We start from the raw sequence: 18,712 nt of genomic DNA, 5'->3' as shown, positions 1-18,712 counted from the left end.
GGTGGCAACATTCGCAGAGATCCGAGCTTTGCTGGGCGAACCCGGATTCAACTGGACGGATCCGGCGCCATGGATTGAAATGAAGCGGGAGTTCGGAATCGAATTCCCGGCGGACTTCCGTGAGATCGTGGATGCCTACGGTTCGGTCCAGATCAACAATCAACTGTATCTGAAGCACCCCGCCGGCCATCTTCTGCACAACCTGGGAGAATTGATCAGGGGGGATCTCGAACTCTGGCGCGAGGAAGACATGGTGGAGTACCTGCCCGGTCCGGCAGGGGCGAACCCCGGTGAGTTGATGCCGGTCGCGTTGGCCAAGACGGGGGAATGGGTTTTCCTGCGCGTCCCGGACGGCTCCTCGTCACCCTGGCGCGTCGTGGTGGCGGAGCTCGACAGTCCGGCCTGGACACTGCACGAGATGACGTTCGGCGAATGGTTGGTGGCTTACCTCAGGGGCGAGGACGTGACGGTGTGTTCTCGCAACTTCGCGCCCGGTCGCCCGTTCTTCGAATCGTTGAGCTGAATTGCGGATACCGGCAGACCGGATCGACCTCGACAAGGACGCTGACCTTGAAGGCTTCTGATCGTGCCCACCGCCCGTCTCGTCGACGGTGGTGGGTCGTTCTCGGCGCGGGCGCCGCGGTGCTGCTTGCCGTGGCCGGCCTCGTGGCGCTGCTCCTGCCCTCGGAATCCGGTGCCGACGCGACGCCGCCCGCGCCGGTGTCGCACGTCGACACCGCCACCCGGGCCTGCCTTCTGACGTCCACCGACACGGACCCGACGGGCACCTGGGCGGCCATGCGGAACATGGCGAGGGCGAGCAGCACGAACGTGGTGGTGCAGCGCTACCGCCTGCCCGCGGCTGGGAAGGCGGCCGCCTACGTCAACACCCTCGTCCAGCTGCGCTGCTCCACGATCGTCACCACCGGCGCCACGGCGCGCTCCGCCGTGGCGTCCCGGCTGGCCGCCGGACACGTCCCGCAGGTCCGCTTCGTGGTCGTCGCCGACCAGCCGGTGTCGGGTGCGACCCGGTTGAGTCCGGACTCGGTGAGCACATCGGCCCTGACGCGGGCGGTCATGCGCTGAGCGGGCCCGGGACGCACCCTTGCCTGCACTCGGCCGTCCTGACTCCCCGGTGTCAGGGACTGGGCATGTCGGATTCTCGGCCCGTAGGAACTTTCCTCGCCGACGCGTAACGTGACGCACCATGAAGATCCTCATCAGCGCCGACATGGAGGGTGCCACCGGCGTCACCTGGCCGGCCGACGTGCTGCCGGGCACACCGCAGTGGGAGCGGTGCCGATCGATGTTCACCTCGGACGTGAACGCGGCCGTCCTCGGTTTCTACGACGGCGGCGCCGACGAGGTACTCGTCAACGAGGCGCACTGGACGATGCGCAACCTGCTCCTGGAGCACCTCGACGAGCGCACCGAGATGCTCACCGGACGCCACAAGTCCCTCTCCATGGTGGAGGGCGTGCAGCACGGCGACATCGACGGCATCGCGTTCGTCGGCTACCACGCGGGCGCCGGCATGGAGGGCGTCCTCGCCCACACCTACCTCGCGAACTCGATCACCGGTGTGTGGCTGAACGACGTCCGCGCGAGCGAGGGTCTGCTCAACGCGCATGTCGTCGCCGAGTACGGGGTACCGGTGGTCCTTGTCACGGGTGACGACGTGGCCTGCGAGGACGCCCTCGGGTACGCACCCGGGGCGCTGAAGGTGGCCGTCAAGGACCATGTGTCGCGGTACGCGGCCGTGTGCCGGACACCGGCCAGGACGGCCGCCGACATCCGCGCGGCGGCGAGGGAGGCGACGAAGCTGGCGGTCCGTCAGGAACCGGTCAGGGGCGGGCCGTTCACCGTCGCCCTGGAATTCGACGCCGAGCACCTCGCGCTGGCCGCGACCGTCGTGCCCGGTGTCGGCAGGGTCGGGGAGCGGAAGGTCGCCTACACCAGCGACACCATGTACGAGGGCATCCGGACCTTCAAGGCGGTCACCACGATCGTCTCGGCCGCGGTGGAGGAGCAGTATGGCTGACATCGACGAGCGGGCCCTGGACGAGGTCGTCACGTTCACCTCGGACCTCATCCGCATCGACACGACCAACCGCGGCGGCGGCGACTGCCGGGAGCGGCCTGCCGCCGAGTACGCCGCCGAGCGACTGGCCGGCGCCGGCCTCGAACCCGTCCTCCTCGAACGCACCGAGGGCCGCACGAACGTCGTCGCCCGTATCGAGGGCACCGACCCCTCGGCGGACGCGCTCCTCGTCCACGGTCACCTGGACGTCGTACCCGCCCAGGCCGAGGACTGGACCGTCCATCCGTTCTCCGGGGAGATCCGCGACGGGGTCGTCTGGGGGCGCGGCGCGGTCGACATGAAGAACATGGACGCGATGATCCTCGCCGTCGTCCGCGCCTGGGCCAGAGCGGGCGTACGACCCCGGCGCGACCTCGTCATCGCGTTCACCGCCGACGAGGAGGCGAGCGCCGAGGACGGCTCCGGCTTCCTCGCCGACCGGCACGCCGCTCTCTTCGAGGGCTGCACCGAAGGCATCGGTGAATCAGGGGCGTTCACCTTCCACGACGGCTACGGCCGGGAGCTCTACCCCATCGCCGCCGGTGAACGCGGCACCGCCTGGCTGAAGTTGACCGCGCACGGCCGGGCGGGCCACGGCTCCAAGGTCAACCGCGAGAACGCGGTGACCCGGCTCGCCGCCGCGATCACCCGCATCGGCGAACACGCCTGGCCGCTACGGCTCACCCCGACCGTCCGCGCGGCCCTCACCGAACTAGCCGCCCTGTACGGCATCGACCCCGACCTCGACGACGTCGACCTGCTCCTCGCCAAGCTCGGCCCGGCGGCGAAGCTCGTCGAGCCCGTCGTCCGCAACAGCGCCAACCCGACCGTGCTGAACGCCGGTTACAAGGTCAACGTGATCCCGGGCGAGGCCGTGGCCTACGTCGACGGACGCTATCTGCCGGGCGGCGAGGACGAGTTCCGCACCACCCTCGACCGGCTCACCGGACCCGACGTCGACTGGGAGTTCCACCACCGCGAGGTCGCCCTCCAGGCACCGGTCGACTCGCTGACATACGCTCGGATGCGGGCCGCCGTCGAGGAGTTCGCGCCCGAGGGACATGTGGTGCCGTACTGCATGTCCGGCGGCACCGACGCCAAGCAGTTCTCGCGCCTCGGCATCACCGGCTACGGCTTCGCACCGCTGAAGCTCCCCGAGGGCTTCGACTACCAGGCGCTGTTCCACGGAGTCGACGAACGGGTCCCCGTCGAGGCACTCCACTTCGGCGTGCGGGTCCTGGACCGCTTCCTGAGGACGGCCTAGCAAGTGGGGGAGAACGTGCAGACGTTGGCGTACGGCTCGTGGCCCTCGCCCATCGACGCGGCGCTCGCCGCCGCCCACGACGGACACCCCGAGTGGGTCGGTTTCGTCGGCGACGAGGCCTGGTGGACCGAACCACGGCCCACCGAGGGCGGCCGCCGCACCCTGGTGCGCGGGCGCGCGGACGGCTCCGAGGAATCGGTGCTGCCCGCGCCGTGGAACGTCCGCACACGTGTCATCGAGTACGGCGGCCGGCCCTGGACCGGCGCGGTGCGCAACGGCCAACCCCTCGTGGTGTTCGTGAACTTCGCCGACCAGCGCCTGTACCGCTACGACCCCGGAAGCGAGCCGCGCCCGCTCACCCCCGTGTCGCGGCTGGGCGGCGGACTCCGCTGGGCGGAACCGCAGTTGCGCCCGGACCTGGGTGAAGTGTGGTGCGTGCTGGAGGAGTTCACCGGCGACGGACCCGGTGCCGTACGGCGCGTCCTGGCCGCCGTCCCGCTGGACGGATCCGCCGCCGAGGACCGGGGCGCCGTACGCGAACTCACCGACGACCGGCACCGGTTCGTGTCCGGGCCGTGTGTCTCGCCCGACGGGCGGAAGGCGGCCTGGCTCGCCTGGGATCATCCCCGGATGCCGTGGGACGGCACGGAGTTGCTGCTTGCCGACGTGACGGACGACGGCACGTTCGGGGAGCCGCGGACCGTCGCCGGCGGCCCCGAGGAGTCGATCGCGCAGGTCGACTGGGGATGCGACGGCTCGCTGCTGTACGCCAGCGACCGCACCGGCTGGTGGAACCTCTACCGCGACCACGAGCCGGTGTGCCCGCGCGAGGAGGAGTTCGGCGGACCGCTGTGGAAGCTCGGCCAGCGCTGGTTCGCACCGCTGGAGTGCGGCCTGATCGCCGTCGTGCACGGCCGGGGCGCCGCCCTGCTCGGCGTCCTGGACCCGGAGACCGGTGAGGTCGTCGACGCGGCCGGCCCCTGGACCGAGTTCGCCTCCACCCTCGCGGTGCACGGTGAGCGGATCGTCGGCGTCGGAGCCAGCCCGCGCAGCGCCTACGAGGTCGTCGAACTCGACACCCGCACCGGCAGAGCACGGGTGATCGGCGCCGCCCACGACGACCCCGTGGACCCCGCGCACTACCCCGAACCGCAGATCCGCACCTTCACCGGCCCCGCCGGACGCGACATCCACGCCCACATCTACCCACCGCACAGCCCGAGTTGCGCCGCACCCGGCAACGAACTGCCGCCGTACGTCATCTGGGCGCACGGCGGACCCACCAGTCGGTCGGCCCTCGTCCTCGACCTGGAGATCGCCTACTTCACCTCGCGCGGCATCGGCGTCGCCGAGGTCAACTACGGCGGCTCCACCGGACACGGCCGGGAGTACCGCAACCGGCTGCGCGAGCAGTGGGGTGTCGTCGACGTCGAGGACTGCGCCGCCGTCGCCCTCGCCCTCGCCGCCGAGGGCACCGCCGACCGCGCCCGGCTCGCCGTCCGGGGCGGCAGCGCGGGCGGCTGGACCAGCGCCGCGTCCCTCGTGACGACCGACGTCTACGCCTGCGGCACCATCAAGTATCCCGTCCTCGACCTGGCCAACTGGGCCTCGGGCGAGACCCACGACTTCGAGTCGCGCTACCTGGAGACCCTGGTCGGACCCCTCGCCGAGGTGCCGGCCCGGTACACCGAGCGCTCACCCGTCGAGCACGCCGACCGCATCACCGCGCCCTTCCTGCTGCTGCAGGGACTCGCCGACGTGATCTGCCCGCCCGTCCAGTGCGAACGCCTCCTGGAACAGATGCGCGGACGCCAAGTGCCGCACGCCTACCTCGCGTTCGAGGGCGAGGGCCACGGCTTCCGCCGCGCCGACACCGTGATCCGCTGCCTGGAGTCCGAACTCTCCCTGTACGCACAGGTCTTCGGCCTCCGACCGCCCGGCATCCCGACCCTGGAGCTCACCAAGTGACCGCACTCGTCCGGCCGTTCCGACTCGCCCCCGGCGCCCGCGTCGCCGTGGTCGCGCCCAGCGGCCCGGTGTCCGAGGAACGGCTTGAGGCGGGCCTCGACATCCTGCGCGGCTGGGGCCTCGACCCGGTCGTGGCACCCCATGTGCGCGACCGGCACGGCGAGTTGGGCTATCTGGCGGGCACCGACGCCGACCGCGCGGCCGATCTGCAGAACGCCTGGTGCGACCCGTCCGTGGCCGCCGTCCTGTGCGCCCGCGGCGGCTACGGCGTGCAGCGCGTCGTCGACCTCCTCGACTGGGAGGCGATGCGCGCCGCCGGACCGAAGGTGTTCGTCGGCTTCAGCGACCCCACCGTGCTGCACCAGGCGTTCGCCACCCGGCTCGGCCTGGTCACCCTGTACGGGCCCGCCGCGGCCGGCGCCGACTTCGTCAAGAACACCCGCACACAGGAGCACTTGAGGGCGACCCTCTTCGACCCGGAATCCGTGCGGACCGTTCGGGCCGACCCGGACGGGGGCGGAGTGCTGGTGCCGGGACGGGCCCGGGGCGTCACGCTCGGCGGATGCCTGGCCCTGCTCGCCACCGACCTCGGCACCCCGCACGCGATGGCCGGTGCGCGCGGCGGACTGCTGCTCATCGAGGACGTCGGCGAACAGCCGTACCGCGTCGACCGGATGCTGACCCAACTCCTGCGCGGCGGCTGGCTGGACGGCGTCGCCGGGATCGCGCTCGGCTCCTGGGCGGGCTGCGGGCCGTACGAGAAGCTGCGCCCGGTGCTGGTCGACCGGCTCGGCGGGCTCGGGGTGCCGGTGGTGGAGGAGTTCGGGTTCGGGCACTGCGAGGGGGCGTTGACGATACCGCTGGGCGTGGCGGCCGAACTGGACGCGGACGCGGGCACGTTGACGCTGGACGAGCCCGCGCTGCGGTAGCCGCCCGCCCGCCTGTCGTGCCGCTGCCGGCGAACTCCCTTTCCTCTCCGTCGGGTTGTCCTCACTGTGGAGGTCCCCTGTGTTCCGTCGTGTGCCCGGAATCCGCGCCGCGCTGGCTCTCGCGCTCACCGCACCGCTCACCCTCACCGCACCGTTCGCGCTCGCCGGCCGTGCGGCCGCGACGGACCGATACACCGTCACCGCACTGAGGTTCACCGTCCGCGCGGGCGGCCGGGACTGCGCGGTCGACGCAGACCTGTACCGGCCCGCGGGCGTGGACCGCGCCCACCCCGCGCCCGCCGTACTGGCGACCAACGGCTTCGGCGGCAGCAAGTCCGACGGGTCCACCGACGCCATCGGCGGGACCTTCGCACGGCGCGGCTACGTCGGACTCGTCTACTCCGGGCTGGGTTTCGGGAAGTCGGGCTGTCTCATCTCGCTCGACGACCCGGACATCGACGGTACGGCAGCGTCGGGACTGGTCGACTTCCTCGCGGGCACCCACGCCGCCGACGACGGGACCAGGGCGGACTTCGTGACCCTCGACGCGCGGGGGGACCCCCGGGTCGGCATGATCGGCGGATCGTACGGCGGCGCCGTCCAGTTGGCGACGGCCGCCGTGGACCACCGGGTGGACGCGCTCGTCCCCATGGTCACCTGGCACGACCTGGCGTACTCCCTCGACCCCGACAACGGCGGGAGCGTGCCCGGAGTCTTCAAGTGGCAGTGGACCAACGGCTTCTACCTCATGGGCGAGAAGCGGCCCCTGACCGCACCGGGCCTCGATCCGACCCGGATCGGCTCCCTCGCCTGCGCCCACTTCGTCAGCAAGGCCTGCGCCCTGATCCGCACACTGAACTCCGGGAAGTATTCGGCGAAGGCGACGGCGGACGTGCTCGGGTACGCCCACAGTATCTCGCCGGTGTCGTATCTGAAGCGGGTCAAGGCGCCGACGCTCCTCGTCCAGGGGCAGGCCGACAGCCTGTTCAACCTCAACGAGGCGACGGCGACGTACAGGACCCTGAAGGCGCAGGGGACGACGGCGGAGATGATCTGGCAGTCGTCGGGGCACAGTGGTGGGGCGGCCGCCGGTGAACTCGACCTCGGCCGGGGCGAGTTGGAGTCGAGCTATGTCGGGCGGCGGATCGCGGCCTGGTTCGACCGCCATCTGCGCGGGCGGACGGACGTGGACACCGGACCGGCCTTCGCGTACTACCGCGACTGGATCACCGACCCGGCCGACACCTATGCCACGGCGGACCAACTCCCTTCTCTCGAGCAGAAGTTGTACCTGTCCGGCGACGGCAGGCTGGTGGGCGACCGGGCGAAGGTGGTGCGTGGCAGCCGTGAGTACGTCAACCGGCCTGTCGCCACGAGCCATTCGGAGAACTCGCTGAGCGCGATGACCGGCCTGCCGGACCCGGCACCGTACGACACCCGTGGCACCTTCCTCGGCTGGACCGGCGCACCCCTGACCCGCACGACGGACGTCGTGGGCGCCCCGAAGGCGACACTCAAGGTGGTCTCGCCGGCCGCGCGCCGCGTGCAGAACTCAGGCGACGCCGCCGACAGGCTCGTCCTCTTCGCCAAGCTCTACGATCTCGCGCCCGACGGCACCGAGACCCTTGTCCACCGCTTGGTCGCTCCTGTCCGCGTGCCGGACGTCACGAAGCGCTTCACGGTCGCGCTGCCGGGGATCGTGCACCGGTTCGCGAAGGGGCACCGGCTGCGGTTCGTGATCGCGGCGAGCGACGACGCGTACATCGGGAACCGGGGGATCAAGCCGGTCACGGTGGTCAGCTCGCCGCGGGACACGGGGGTGCTGGAGCTGCCGGTCGTCGCGGACTGAGCCTCACCGTGCGTGATGGCCGATTCGGGCTCACCCTGGAGGCATGAGCCCGAAGACCACCGAGAGCGCAGGCGGGACCGGCCGGCGGGAACGCGTGCTGACGCCCGCCCGGATCACCGTTCTGCTGCTCGCCGTCCTGGCCCTGATCTTCATCTTCGAGAACACCCGCGCCACGAAGATCCGCCTGCTGATCCCCGAGGTCACCATGCCCCTGTGGATGGCGCTGCTGGGCACGGCGGTCATCGGCGCCCTGTGCGGGTGGTATTTCATGCGCCGGCGCCGGTAGCCGGCACTAGGGTGACCGGATGCCGCACACCGCATCCCGCTATCTCGCCGAGGGCCCCCGCGTGGGCATCCGCCACTTCACCTACGAGGACGGCGCCGAGTTCACCGCACGGGTCCGGGAGAGCAAGGATCTGCACCAGCCGTGGCTGTTCCCGCCGGCCGACGGGGACGCGTACACCGCCTACGCACGGCGGCTGATCCAGGACCCGGCCAAGGCCGGGTTCCTGGTGTGCGAGGTGGACGGCGGGGGCATCGCCGGGTTCATCAACATCAACAACATCGTCGAGGGCGGCTTCCGGTGCGGCGCCCTGGGATACGGCGCCTTCGCGCACGCGTCCGGGCGCGGGCTGATGCGCGAGGGGATGAACCTCGTGGTGGGGCACGCCTTCGGGCCGATGCGGCTGCACCGGCTGGAGATCAATGTGCAGCCCACCAACGCCGCCTCGATCGCCCTCGCCCGCACCTGCGGTTTCCGGCTCGAAGGCTTCTCGCCGGACATGATCTACATCGACGGCGCGTGGCGCGACCACGAGCGCTGGGCGATCACCGCCGAGATGCGGACTTCCGGTTGACCTTCATCGTGTCCAGGTCCGTCACCGTCGACCTCAGGTCACGGAAGCCGTAGCCGAGGTCCTTCAGCGCGGTCTCGGCGCGGTCCTCCGCGAGCGCCGCCGCCATCTCCGGGCCGTCCGCCGAGTCCGACACCACCACATACCGCCAGGAGAAGTGCTTGAGCGGCGCCGGCTCGTAACTGAGCGAGCCCTCCTCGGCGAACCGCATGCTGAGCATCCCGTGCTCCGCCGCCTCGCCCAGCAGCCGCTGCCGCGCCTCCTCGGTCAGCGCGTCCCAGGTGCCCCGGACGATCACCCGGTACGTGTGCTGCTCGCCCATCCGCCGTTCCACTCCTCGCGCCGTGCCGTCGATCGCCCGACTCTACGTCGGCGCGGACGAACCGCACGCGGAATTTCCCCGTGCTTCCGCCTTTGCGGAATCCTGACCGGCTGCGCCTCTGGCCACCACCCCCGTTGCCGGGTTCCATGGTGATCGTGACGACGATCCGACGTGAGGTACTGACCCTGCCCACCGCCGAGTTGGGTCCGGACAACCCGCTGCCCCCACTGCGTCCCCTCGACGAGGCGCACCGTATTGACCACCGGGACCGCGAGAACCTCCCGCGTGACATGGCCCGCCAGGTCGGCTACGAACCGCTCCGCAGCCTGCTGCCCACCCGCGTCCGGGACGGCTACGACCGACACCGCACACCGCGCCGGATCGACGCCCTCGTGATCGAGAACGACCGGCTGCGCGCCACCGTCCTCCCCGCCCTCGGCGGCCGCATCGCCTCCCTCGTCCACAAGCCCACCGACCGTGAACTCCTGTACCGCAACCCCGTGTTGCAGCCCGCGAACTTCGCCCTCAACGGTGCCTGGTTCTCCGGCGGCATCGAGTGGAACATCGGCGCCACCGGCCACACCACCCTCTCCTGCGCCCCCCTGCACGCCGCCCGCGTCCCCGCCCCCGACGGCGGCGAGATGCTCCGCCTGTGGGAGTGGGAACGCCTGCGCGACCTCCCCTTCCAGGTCGACCTCTGGCTCCCGGACGGCTCCGACTTCCTCTACGTCGGCGTCCGCATCCGCAACCCGCACGAGAGGCCCGCGCCCACCTACTGGTGGTCCAACATCGCGGTACCGGAGGAACGCCGGGTCCTCGCACCGGCGGAGGAGGCCTGGCACTTCGGCTACGAGCGGCGACTGCGCCGGGTGCCCGTGCCGTCGTACGACGGAGTGGACCGGACGTACCCCCTCAACAGCCCTTACGCCGCCGACTACTTCTACGACCTGCCGGACGGACGGCGCCGCTGGATCGCCGCGCTCGACGCGGACGGGCACGGGCTGGTGCAGACGTCCACCGACGCGCTGCGCGGCCGGAAACTCTTCGTGTGGGGCACGGGCAGCGGTGGCCGGCGCTGGCAGGAGTGGCTCACCGAGCCGGGCACCGGAGGCTACTGCGAGATCCAAGCAGGCCTGGCCCGCACCCAGTTGGAGCACGTACGGCTCGACCCCGAGAGCGAGGTGTCCTGGCTGGAGGCGTACGGACCGCTCGACGCGCAGGCGGAGGGGGAGTGGTCCACCGTCGTGGACGGCGTCGAGGCGCGGCTCGAAGTCGCCCTGCCCCGCGCCGACCTGGACGCCGCCCACACCGCCTGGAAGCCGTACGCCGACACCGAACCCGGTGAGATCCTCGCCACCGGCTCCGGCTGGGGCGCCCTCGAAGTCCTGCGTACGGACTGGAAGTTGCCCGGCACGCCCTTCGAGGAGTCCACGCTCGGTGAGGCCCAGGCACCCTGGGCCGATCTGCTGCGCAGCGGGGTCCTGCCCGAGCCGCGCCGGGTCCGGCCGCCCGGCGAGACACTGGTCGCCCCGCACTGGCGGGACATGCTGGAGACGGCGCCCGCGACCCCGCTCACCGAGTACCACCTCGGCATAGCGCAGTGGCACGCCGGCGATCGGGCGCAGGCGGTGCGCAGTTGGGAGCGGGCACTCGAACTCGCCCCGTCCCTCTGGCCGTTGCTCCGCTGCCTGGCCGTGGCGGACCAGGAGGCGGGCAACCACGAGCGGGCCGCCGACCGGTACAACGAGGCCTTCGCCGACCTGTGCCACGAGCGGCGCGACACCGGGGAGCGATGGACCGCCGCCACGGCCGCGCTCGGCCGCGAGGCGGTCGAGGCACTGCTGCGGGTCCGGCGCACGGCTGACGCCCGCGCCGTGTGGGAGATGCTGCATCCCGGCACTCGTGAACGTGGCCGATTCCTGCTGCTCCAGGCGGAGTTGCTGCTCGCCGAAGGCCATCGGGACGACGCCTGGGCGGTCTTCGGCGAGGGCTTCGAGGTGGCCGACCTGCGCGAGGGCGCCGAGTCGATCGGCCGCCTCTGGGCCCGCCTCACCGACGAACCACTGCCCGGCCGCTACGACTTCCGCATGCGGCCGGAAACACCCTGAGACGGGCCGTGGACCGGCGGGTCAGTCCCGCCGGTCCACGTACTCGTACACCGTCCCGTCCGGATGCACCGCGATCAGATTGCGCCCCACCGGTGTCGCCAGCGGGCCCGCGACGATCCGGGCGCCGAGTTCGGTCAGGAGCGTGTGCGCCTCGTCGACGTCCTTGACGGCGATCGTCGCCGAGACCTTGCGCAGCACCTCCAACTCCGCCTCGGGACCGCTCATCAGCAGGAAGAACCCGACCGCGGCCACCGACACCCCACCGCGCTCGAAACGGAGCGCCGGGGCGCCCGTGAGGCGTTCGTAGAAGGGGACGGCGGTCTCCAGGTCGTCGACGCAGATACGCAGCGTGGCTCCCAGAATGTCCATACGGACGAGCCTAGTTGGGACGGCCCGGCCGTGGTGATCCTTTCGGACGATCCCGGCCCTGCTGCGTCACAGGCGTCCTCAGACGACCTTGCGGCCCAGGATCTCGCCGTGCAGCACGGCGAACCAGCCGTCCTCCTGCTTCCCCCACTCCCGCCAGGCGTCGGCGATGGCGCGCAGCTCCTCGGGGGTCGCATGGCCGCCCTCGGTCGCGACCCCCGCGTACGAGGACGCGACGGTACGGTCCGCCCACAGACCGCTCCACCAGGCCCGCTCGTCCGGAGTGTGGAACGTCCAGGTGCTCGACGTGGCCGTGATGTCGCTCAGCCCCGCCCGCAGTGCCCACGATTTGAGACGGCGTCCGGCATCCGGCTCGCCCCCGTTGGCGCGGGCCACCCGGCGGTACAGGTCCAGCCAGTCGTCCAGCCCCGGCACCTGCGGGTACCAGGTCATCACCGCGTAGTCCCCGTCGCGGGCGGCGATGAACCCGCCCGGCTTGGTCACCCGCACCATCTCACGCAGCGCCTGCACCGGATCGCCCACGTGCTGGAGCACCTGATGGGCATGGACCACGCAGAAGGTGTCGTCCGGGTAGTCCAGGGCGTGGACGTCGGCGACCGCGAAGTCGACGTTGGTCAGGCCGCGTTGTTCGGCGGTGGCGCGGGCCTGGTCCAGGATGCCCGGCTCGCGGTCGACGCCGGTGACGGAGCCGTCCGGGACCAGCGCCGCCAGGTCGGCGGTGATGGTGCCCGGGCCGCAGCCGATGTCCAGGATCTTCATGTGCGGCTTCAGCGAACCGAGCAGGTAGGAGGCCGAGTTGACGGCGGTCCGCTGGGTGTGTGAACGCAGTACGGACTCGTGGTGCCCGTGTGTGTAGACGGCGGTCTCCTGCGGTTTCGGCATGGCTCTACCTACCCCTTCGCGTCTTCTTCCTCGTAGACGGAACGGTACGCGCGCATGTCGCATGATGAGACCTGCGTTTTACGATGTGGACTGACGGGTGATCAGGGACTCGGTCAGGGGCCGGTACACCGTCAGCGCCTCGGGCTGCTCCTCCAGCGTCAACTCGCCCTCCACGTCCGTGACTTCGCCGTCGAAGGCGAGCAGCGTGCCGGGGGCCAGACCGCTCAGTCGCAGTCGGTGCACCTGGGCCGCCGCCTGGGCGGGGGAACGGGTGAACGGGCCGGCGAGGGCCGCCGCGAGCAGCCGTAGCGCGGGCCTGCGGCCGCCGTGCACGATCCGGATGTCGAGCCGCCCGTCCGCCAGGTCCACCCGGCGGCCGGACGCGACACCCATCCGGTGATAGGTGCCGTTGCCGGCGAACAGCAGCCACAACGGGCGGACACGGCCGCCGAGTTCGGCCTCCAGCGGATGCCGGTCCGCGCGCAGCACCCGCAGCGCCGCGACCACACCGGCCGGCCAGCCGCCGATCCGGGGCGCCCAGTGCTCCCGCTCGCGCACCAGCTCCGGATAGACGCCCAGGCTCAGGGTGTTGAGGAAGATGCCCCGGCCGGCGCCGGACGAGAACCGGCCGACGTCCACACGGACCGCGTCGCCCTGCTGGAGCGCCCGGCTCAGATCGCGCGGACCCTCCACGCCGAGGTCGTAGGCGAAGTGGTTGAGGGTGCCGCCCGGGAGGACCGCGAGGGGCAGGCCGTGGCGCAGGGCGACCTCGGCCGCCGCGTTCACCGTGCCGTCGCCGCCGCACACCCCGAGCACCCGGGCGCGGGCCGCCGCCTTCTCCAACTCGGTCCGTATGTCGGCCGGTTCGCAGACGACGAGCTCCGCGCCGGGCAGCAGGTCCGTCAGCGCGGCCGCCCGGTCCGAGGTGCCCGACGCCGCGTTGACCACCATCACCAGACCCTCGCCGTCCGCCAGCGCCGGGACCTCCGCGCGGGCGCGGGCCGGCGGCACGATCTTCCCCCGGGTCGGCACCATGCCGCGCACCGCGAACGCCGCGCACGCGCCCAGGGCGGCGCCCGCCAGCACGTCGCTCGGGAAGTGGACACCGGTGTACACACGGGACAGGGCGACCGAGAACGCGACCGGCGCGACCACGGCACCCCAGGCGGGCGACTCCAGCGCCACCCCGGTCGCGAAGGCCGCCGCCGACGCCGCGTGCCCGGACGGGAACGACGTGGTGATCGGCTGCCGCTTCAGCTGCCGTACGAGCGGGACCGGGTCCAGGGACGGCCGGTGGCGGCGCACGGTCCGCTTGCCGATCGTGTTGATGGCGAAGGAGGCCAGGCTCAGCGAGGCGATGCCCCGGGCGGCGGCCCGGCGGGCGCGCGGCGTACGGCTCGCGGCCACCGCGGCGGCCGTCGCGAACCACAGCACACCGTGGTTGGCGCTCCGGCTCAGCCGGGGCAGCACCGGCTCGCCGGCGGGCCAGTTCCGCTCGGCCGCCGCCTCGAAGAGACGGCTGTCCAGGGAGTGCAGCCAGTCACGCAGGGCGTGCCGGCCGGGCAGGGGGACCGTGAGGTCGACATCGGGGCTCATGCGGTGCCGGGTACCCTGAAATGGCCGTTTGCTGCCCGGCGGACCGTCGGCGAACCGTTTCGACCATCGGCCGGCCGTATCGTCCCGACCGCAGACGACCCGATTCGACCGTCGGCGGACCGTTTCACCAAAGGACCCCCGTATGCGCCTGCTCCTCATACGCCATGGCCAGACGACGGCCAACGTGGCCTACCTCCTTGACACGGCCGTCCCCGGCGCGGAGCTGACCGACCTGGGCCGCCGCCAGGCCGCCGCCCTCCCCGAGGCCCTCGCCGACGAGGACATCGACGCGCTCTACGCCTCCACCCTGACCCGCACCCAGCAGACCGCGGCCCCGCTGGCCGCCGCCCGCGGCCTCGACGTCCGCGTCCGCGACGGCATCCGCGAGCTCACCGCCGGTGACCTGGAGATGCTGCCCGGCGACTCCGAGCCCGGCCACGAGTACATGCGGATCGTGTTCGCGTGGGCCGCCGGTGACACGGAGCTGCGGATGCCGGGCGGCGAGAGCGGCACCGAGGCCCTCGCCCGCTACGACGGCGTGATCGCCGAGGCCGCGGACAGCGGCGCCGACACCGTCGCCGTGATCAGCCACGGCGCCGCGATCCGGATGTGGACCTGCGCCCGCGCCGACAACATCGACGTGACCTTCGCCGCCGCCCGCCCCCTCGACAACACGGGCATCGTGATCCTGGACGGTTCCCCGGCCGACGGCTGGAAGGCCCTGTCCTGGGAGGGCGCCCTGGTGGAGACGGCCGGACCGGACACCGACGGCGGCCCGACCGGACAGCCCCTCGACGAGGACCAGAAGCCGTAGCGAGGCCCTGGCGGGCACAATAAGGGTTTGCCCGGCCGCGAGGCCGCCCCACAGAATGCGTGGTCATGGGACATCTGGAAGCCGCACACCTCGAGTACTACCTCCCCGACGGGAGGCCGCTCCTCGGCGATGTGTCCTTCCGGGTCGGCGAAGGCGCCGTGGTCGCCCTGGTCGGGCCCAACGGCGCGGGCAAGACGACCCTGCTGCGACTGATCTCCGGCGAGCTGAAACCGCACGGCGGGACGGTCACCGTGAGCGGCGGCCTGGGCGTGATGCGCCAGTTCGTCGGCTCCGTACGCGACGAGACGACCGTACGAGACCTGCTCGTGTCGGTCGCTCCGCCGCGTATCCGTGAGGTCGCGGCCGAGGTCGACAGGGCCGAGCACGGCATCATGACCGTCGACGACGAGGCGGCCCAACTCGCCTACGCGCAGGCCCTGTCCGACTGGGCCGAGGTGCACGGCTACGAGTTCGAGACGCTGTGGGACATGTGCACCATGGCCGCGCTCGGAGTGCCGTACGACAAGGCGCAGTTCCGGCAGGTGAGCACGCTCTCCGGCGGTGAGCAGAAGCGGCTCGTGCTGGAGGCGCTGCTGCGCGGGAGCGAGGAGGTGCTGCTGCTCGACGAGCCCGACAACTACCTCGACGTGCCCGGCAAGCGCTGGCTGGAGGAGCGGCTCAAGGAGACCCGCAAGACGGTCCTGTTCGTCTCCCACGACCGTGAACTTCTCGCCCGCGCCGCCGAGAAGATCGTCTCCGTGGAGCCCTCGCCGACCGGCGCCGACGCCTGGGTGCACGGCGCCGGCTTCGCCACCTACCACGAGGCCCGGCGCGAACGCTTCGCCCGCTTCGAGGAGTTGCGCCGCCGCTGGGACGAGAAGCACGCCCAGTTGAAGAAGCTCGTCCTGAACCTCCGTCAGGCGGCGTCCATCTCCCACGAGTTGGCGTCCCGCTACGCCGCCGCCCAGACCCGTCTGCGCAAGTTCGAGGAGGCGGGCCCGCCGCCCGAGCCGCCCCGCGAGCAGGACATCACCATGCGCATCAAGGGCGGCCGCACCGGCGTAAGAGCCGTCACCTGCAAGGGACTTGAACTCACCGGCCTGATGAAACCCTTCGACCTGGAGGTCTTCTACGGCGAACGCGTCGCCGTCCTCGGCTCGAACGGCTCGGGCAAGTCGCACTTCCTGCGCCTCCTCGCCGGCGACGACGTGAAGCACACGGGGGAGTGGAAGCTCGGCGCGCGCGTCGTGGCCGGCCACTTCGCGCAGACCCACGCCCACCCCGAACTCCAGGGCCGCACCCTCCTCGACATCCTGTGGAAGGAACACGCGCAGGCGCAGGGCCCCGCCATGTCCCGACTGCGTCGCTACGAGCTGACCGGGCAGGCCGAGCAGAGCTTCGACCGGCTCTCCGGCGGGCAGCAGGCCCGCTTCCAGATCCTGCTCCTGGAACTCCAGGGAGTCACCGCGCTCCTCCTCGACGAGCCCACCGACAACCTCGACCTGGAGTCCGCGGAAGCCCTCCAGGAAGGCCTCGAGGCGTTCGACGGGACGGTGCTCTCCGTCACGCACGACCGCTGGTTCGCGCGCTCCTTCGACCGGTACCTGGTCTTCGGCACCGATGGCAAGGTCCGCGAGACGAGCGAGCCGGTGTGGGACGAGCGGCGGGTGGAGCGCGCGCGGTAGGTCCGTGCAGTGCGGAGGCCGCGGGGCCCGAATGTTCGTAGAGTGGTCTCAGGACCGTGAGACTCGACGAGCGGGGCACACCATGACCGGAGTCGACCCTGCGCGCCTGGACGACGCCCAGCTCATGAAGGAGCTGGCGACCATCCACCGCACGCGCCACGACACCCTGCTGTACGGCTCGAACGACGCGCTGCGCGCCCACAACGACCGGATGGCCCGGCTGGAGGGCGAGTACCTGCGCCGCCACCCGCGCCGCCTCGTGGCCCCCGGCCGTACCCGGCAGGGGGCACGCGAGCGGGACTGAGCGGCGCGGGTTTGTGCCCCGAGGTCGGGGGCAGGCGAATGTGCAGCGCTGGATCGCAATCGCGTTCCCACCGACGGTGACCGTCCAACCCGGAGCATGCTCAAGGGAGTTGTGACGCACCATGCCCACTCGGCCTGCTCGTACGAACACCAGCACCAGCACGAAACGCCATTCCCACCATGACGCCCCCGACACCGCGGAGGCGTTCCGCACCCTGGCCGCACTGCCGCCCGGCCCACGGCGCGACCTCGTCCGCGAACGCATCGTCGAGGCCTGGCTGCCCATGGCCGACCGGCTCGCCGGGCGGTTCCGCAACCGGGGCGAGAGCACCGAGGACCTGCGGCAGGTCGCCGCCCTCGGGCTGGTCAAGGCCGTCGACCGGTACGACCCCGAGCGGGGCCACGCGTTCGAGAGCTATGCCGTGCCGACGATCACCGGCGAGATCAAACGGCACTTCCGGGACCACATGTGGACGGTGCACGTCCCTCGACGGGTACAGGATCTGCGCAACCGGGTGCGGGTGGCCGGACAGGAGCTGGCCCAGACGGTGCCGGGGCGGCGGCCCACCGTGGCGGAGCTCGCCGCGCGGGCGGCGCTGTCCGAGGAGGAGGTGCGGGTGGGGCTCGAGGCGCTGGAGAGCTTCAGCGCGCTGTCGCTGGACGCGGAGGCCTCCGGCGGTGCGGACGGCTGGGCGCTGGGGGACGTACTCGGCTCCGCTGATCCGGCGTTGGACGTCGTGGTCGATCGGGAGGCCGTGAAGCCTCGGCTGGCCGCGCTGCCTCAGCGGGAGCGGGAGATTCTGTATCTGCGGTTCTTCGGGGACATGACGCAGAGTCGGATCGCCGAGCGGTTCGGGGTCTCGCAGATGCATGTGTCCCGGTTGATCAGCCGGTGCTGCCGGCGGATCCGGGAAGAGGTTCTGGAGGACGCCGCCTAGAGGGTGCGCGTCGGCTGCCGTTCGGTGGGGGCCTGCCCGGCACCGACGACCGTGCCGCCGGAGTCGCCTATCGGGGGACCGCGCGGGTCTCCGACGGGGACGGGAGCGGGCGGGACCCCGCGTGGACCGTCGACGGGACCTGTCCGGCGCCGCCCGGGGGACAGGGCAGGCCGTGGAGCGCGACCTTCAGCGTGCAGCGCGGGGACGCGGGCGGGCAGCCGCCGTGCCCGGAGCCCCGGGGGGAGTCCTGTGACGATGTCGCCGTGATCCAGCGCGGGGTGCGGGCCGGGGAGGGCGGTACCTTCACCGACTCCGTTCCGGCTCTGGTCGCCGGTGGTGTACTGATCGCGGGCGCCTTCGGAGGCGCCGTGTACCGGCTGCGCAGGCGGACGCCGGGACGCTGAGCGCGCGATCGGGACACGGCACGGCACTGCACCAGGGACTGCGCGGAGGCACCATGCGGCAGGCGGACGCGGTGGGCCAAGGGCCCGTGCGCTACGGGCCGGTGTTCCCCGACGACGGACTGCCCGTGCTGCCCGAACTGGCCGCCGTGCTCGCCGCCGCCGCGTCCCGCACCGAGGAACAGCCCGTCGGTGGCGCCCCCGCCCTGCTCGACGCCGCGAGCGGCTACTTCGAACGCCGGGGCCTGCCCGCCGGCCTCCCCCGCGTGGCCGCCGCCCCGGGCGCCCCCGCCCTGCTGGTCGCGCTGACCGCAGCTCTCGGCGGTGACGTC

Annotated in this window: 18 protein-coding genes and 2 pseudogenes; 16 read left to right on the top strand and 4 right to left on the bottom strand. The window is 71.9% G+C overall.

Annotated elements, in window-relative coordinates:
* Position 1: 1 nt before the first annotated feature.
* The 9 genes from JHN63_RS09175 (at position 2) to JHN63_RS09135 (ending at position 8,947) form a co-directional block, all read left to right on the top strand.
* Complete coding sequence (locus JHN63_RS09175) at positions 2 to 523, top strand: SMI1/KNR4 family protein (RefSeq protein WP_307781855.1); 522 nt, start codon at positions 2 to 4, stop codon at positions 521 to 523.
* 47 nt (positions 524 to 570) lie between these two features.
* Complete coding sequence (locus tag JHN63_RS09170; protein WP_200678683.1) at positions 571 to 1,086, top strand: hypothetical protein; 516 nt, start codon at positions 571 to 573, stop codon at positions 1,084 to 1,086.
* 121 nt (positions 1,087 to 1,207) lie between these two features.
* Positions 1,208 to 2,041, top strand: coding sequence for a M55 family metallopeptidase (locus tag JHN63_RS09165; RefSeq protein ID WP_200678682.1), 834 nt, complete (start codon positions 1,208 to 1,210; stop codon positions 2,039 to 2,041).
* Positions 2,034 to 3,344, top strand: a complete 1,311-nt coding sequence (locus tag JHN63_RS09160) for a M20/M25/M40 family metallo-hydrolase (protein ID WP_200678681.1) — start codon at positions 2,034 to 2,036, stop codon at positions 3,342 to 3,344. The genes JHN63_RS09165 and JHN63_RS09160 overlap by 8 nt, the downstream gene beginning before the upstream one ends.
* Before the next feature lie 15 nt (positions 3,345 to 3,359).
* The gene (locus tag JHN63_RS09155) at positions 3,360 to 5,312 is read left to right on the top strand and encodes a prolyl oligopeptidase family serine peptidase (RefSeq protein WP_200678726.1); all 1,953 of its coding nucleotides are present in this window, start codon (positions 3,360 to 3,362) and stop codon (positions 5,310 to 5,312) included.
* Entirely contained in the window at positions 5,309 to 6,241 is a 933-nt protein-coding gene (locus JHN63_RS09150) for an LD-carboxypeptidase (RefSeq protein WP_200678680.1), read from the top strand. Before JHN63_RS09155 ends, JHN63_RS09150 begins: the two co-directional genes overlap by 4 nt.
* Positions 6,242 to 6,320: 79 nt before the next feature.
* On the top strand, positions 6,321 to 8,090 hold the full coding sequence (locus JHN63_RS09145) for a CocE/NonD family hydrolase (RefSeq protein ID WP_200678679.1): 1,770 nt from the start codon (positions 6,321 to 6,323) through the stop codon (positions 8,088 to 8,090).
* Positions 8,091 to 8,133: 43 nt separating this feature from the next.
* Positions 8,134 to 8,376, top strand: coding sequence for a LapA family protein (locus JHN63_RS09140; protein ID WP_200678678.1), 243 nt, complete (start codon positions 8,134 to 8,136; stop codon positions 8,374 to 8,376).
* 19 nt (positions 8,377 to 8,395) lie between these two features.
* The gene (locus tag JHN63_RS09135) at positions 8,396 to 8,947 is read left to right on the top strand and encodes a GNAT family N-acetyltransferase (protein WP_200678677.1); all 552 of its coding nucleotides are present in this window, start codon (positions 8,396 to 8,398) and stop codon (positions 8,945 to 8,947) included.
* On the opposite strand, the gene JHN63_RS09130 is transcribed toward JHN63_RS09135, so the two are convergent.
* The gene (locus JHN63_RS09130; RefSeq protein ID WP_200678676.1) at positions 8,919 to 9,266 is read right to left on the bottom strand and encodes a DUF6204 family protein; all 348 of its coding nucleotides are present in this window, start codon (positions 9,264 to 9,266) and stop codon (positions 8,919 to 8,921) included. The genes JHN63_RS09135 and JHN63_RS09130 overlap by 29 nt on opposite strands.
* A gap of 146 nt (positions 9,267 to 9,412) precedes the next feature.
* On the opposite strand from JHN63_RS09130, the gene JHN63_RS09125 reads away from it, so the two are divergent.
* The gene (locus JHN63_RS09125; RefSeq protein ID WP_200678674.1) at positions 9,413 to 11,374 is read left to right on the top strand and encodes a DUF5107 domain-containing protein; all 1,962 of its coding nucleotides are present in this window, start codon (positions 9,413 to 9,415) and stop codon (positions 11,372 to 11,374) included.
* Between the two features lie 21 nt (positions 11,375 to 11,395).
* On the opposite strand, the gene JHN63_RS09120 is transcribed toward JHN63_RS09125, so the two are convergent.
* The 3 genes from JHN63_RS09120 to JHN63_RS09110 form a co-directional block, all read right to left on the bottom strand.
* Complete coding sequence (locus JHN63_RS09120; protein ID WP_200678673.1) at positions 11,396 to 11,743, bottom strand: VOC family protein; 348 nt, start codon at positions 11,741 to 11,743, stop codon at positions 11,396 to 11,398.
* Between the two features lie 78 nt (positions 11,744 to 11,821).
* Positions 11,822 to 12,643, bottom strand: a complete 822-nt coding sequence (locus tag JHN63_RS09115; protein ID WP_200678672.1) for a class I SAM-dependent methyltransferase — start codon at positions 12,641 to 12,643, stop codon at positions 11,822 to 11,824.
* A gap of 78 nt (positions 12,644 to 12,721) precedes the next feature.
* The gene (locus JHN63_RS09110; RefSeq protein WP_200678671.1) at positions 12,722 to 14,239 is read right to left on the bottom strand and encodes a bifunctional phosphatase PAP2/diacylglycerol kinase family protein; all 1,518 of its coding nucleotides are present in this window, start codon (positions 14,237 to 14,239) and stop codon (positions 12,722 to 12,724) included.
* 142 nt (positions 14,240 to 14,381) lie between these two features.
* Here JHN63_RS09110 and JHN63_RS09105 point away from each other — a divergent pair, with 142 nt between their 5' ends.
* The 6 genes and pseudogenes from JHN63_RS09105 to JHN63_RS09080 form a co-directional block, all read left to right on the top strand.
* Positions 14,382 to 15,053: a histidine phosphatase family protein gene (locus tag JHN63_RS09105; protein WP_200678670.1), complete on the top strand. Its 672-nt coding sequence runs from the start codon at positions 14,382 to 14,384 to the stop codon at positions 15,051 to 15,053.
* Positions 15,054 to 15,118: 65 nt separating this feature from the next.
* Positions 15,119 to 16,738, top strand: coding sequence for an ABC-F family ATP-binding cassette domain-containing protein (locus JHN63_RS09100; RefSeq protein WP_200678669.1), 1,620 nt, complete (start codon positions 15,119 to 15,121; stop codon positions 16,736 to 16,738).
* Positions 16,739 to 16,769: 31 nt separating this feature from the next.
* The gene (locus JHN63_RS09095) at positions 16,770 to 17,042 is read left to right on the top strand and encodes a DUF6158 family protein (RefSeq protein ID WP_234476345.1); all 273 of its coding nucleotides are present in this window, start codon (positions 16,770 to 16,772) and stop codon (positions 17,040 to 17,042) included.
* A gap of 121 nt (positions 17,043 to 17,163) precedes the next feature.
* Positions 17,164 to 17,979, top strand: coding sequence for an RNA polymerase sigma factor SigF (locus tag JHN63_RS09090; protein ID WP_200678667.1), 816 nt, complete (start codon positions 17,164 to 17,166; stop codon positions 17,977 to 17,979).
* Positions 17,980 to 18,011: 32 nt separating this feature from the next.
* Positions 18,012 to 18,383, top strand: a pseudogene (locus JHN63_RS09085) (hypothetical protein); the annotation flags it as partial.
* Between the two features lie 53 nt (positions 18,384 to 18,436).
* Positions 18,437 to 18,712 (top strand): annotated as a pseudogene (locus tag JHN63_RS09080) (pyridoxal phosphate-dependent aminotransferase); the annotation flags it as partial.

Source organism: Streptomyces sp. MBT65 (genome assembly GCF_016612545.1).
Classification (GTDB): domain Bacteria; phylum Actinomycetota; class Actinomycetes; order Streptomycetales; family Streptomycetaceae; genus Streptomyces.
Note: the sequence above shows the minus strand (reverse complement) of the source record. Positions and strands in the feature narration are given on the sequence as shown.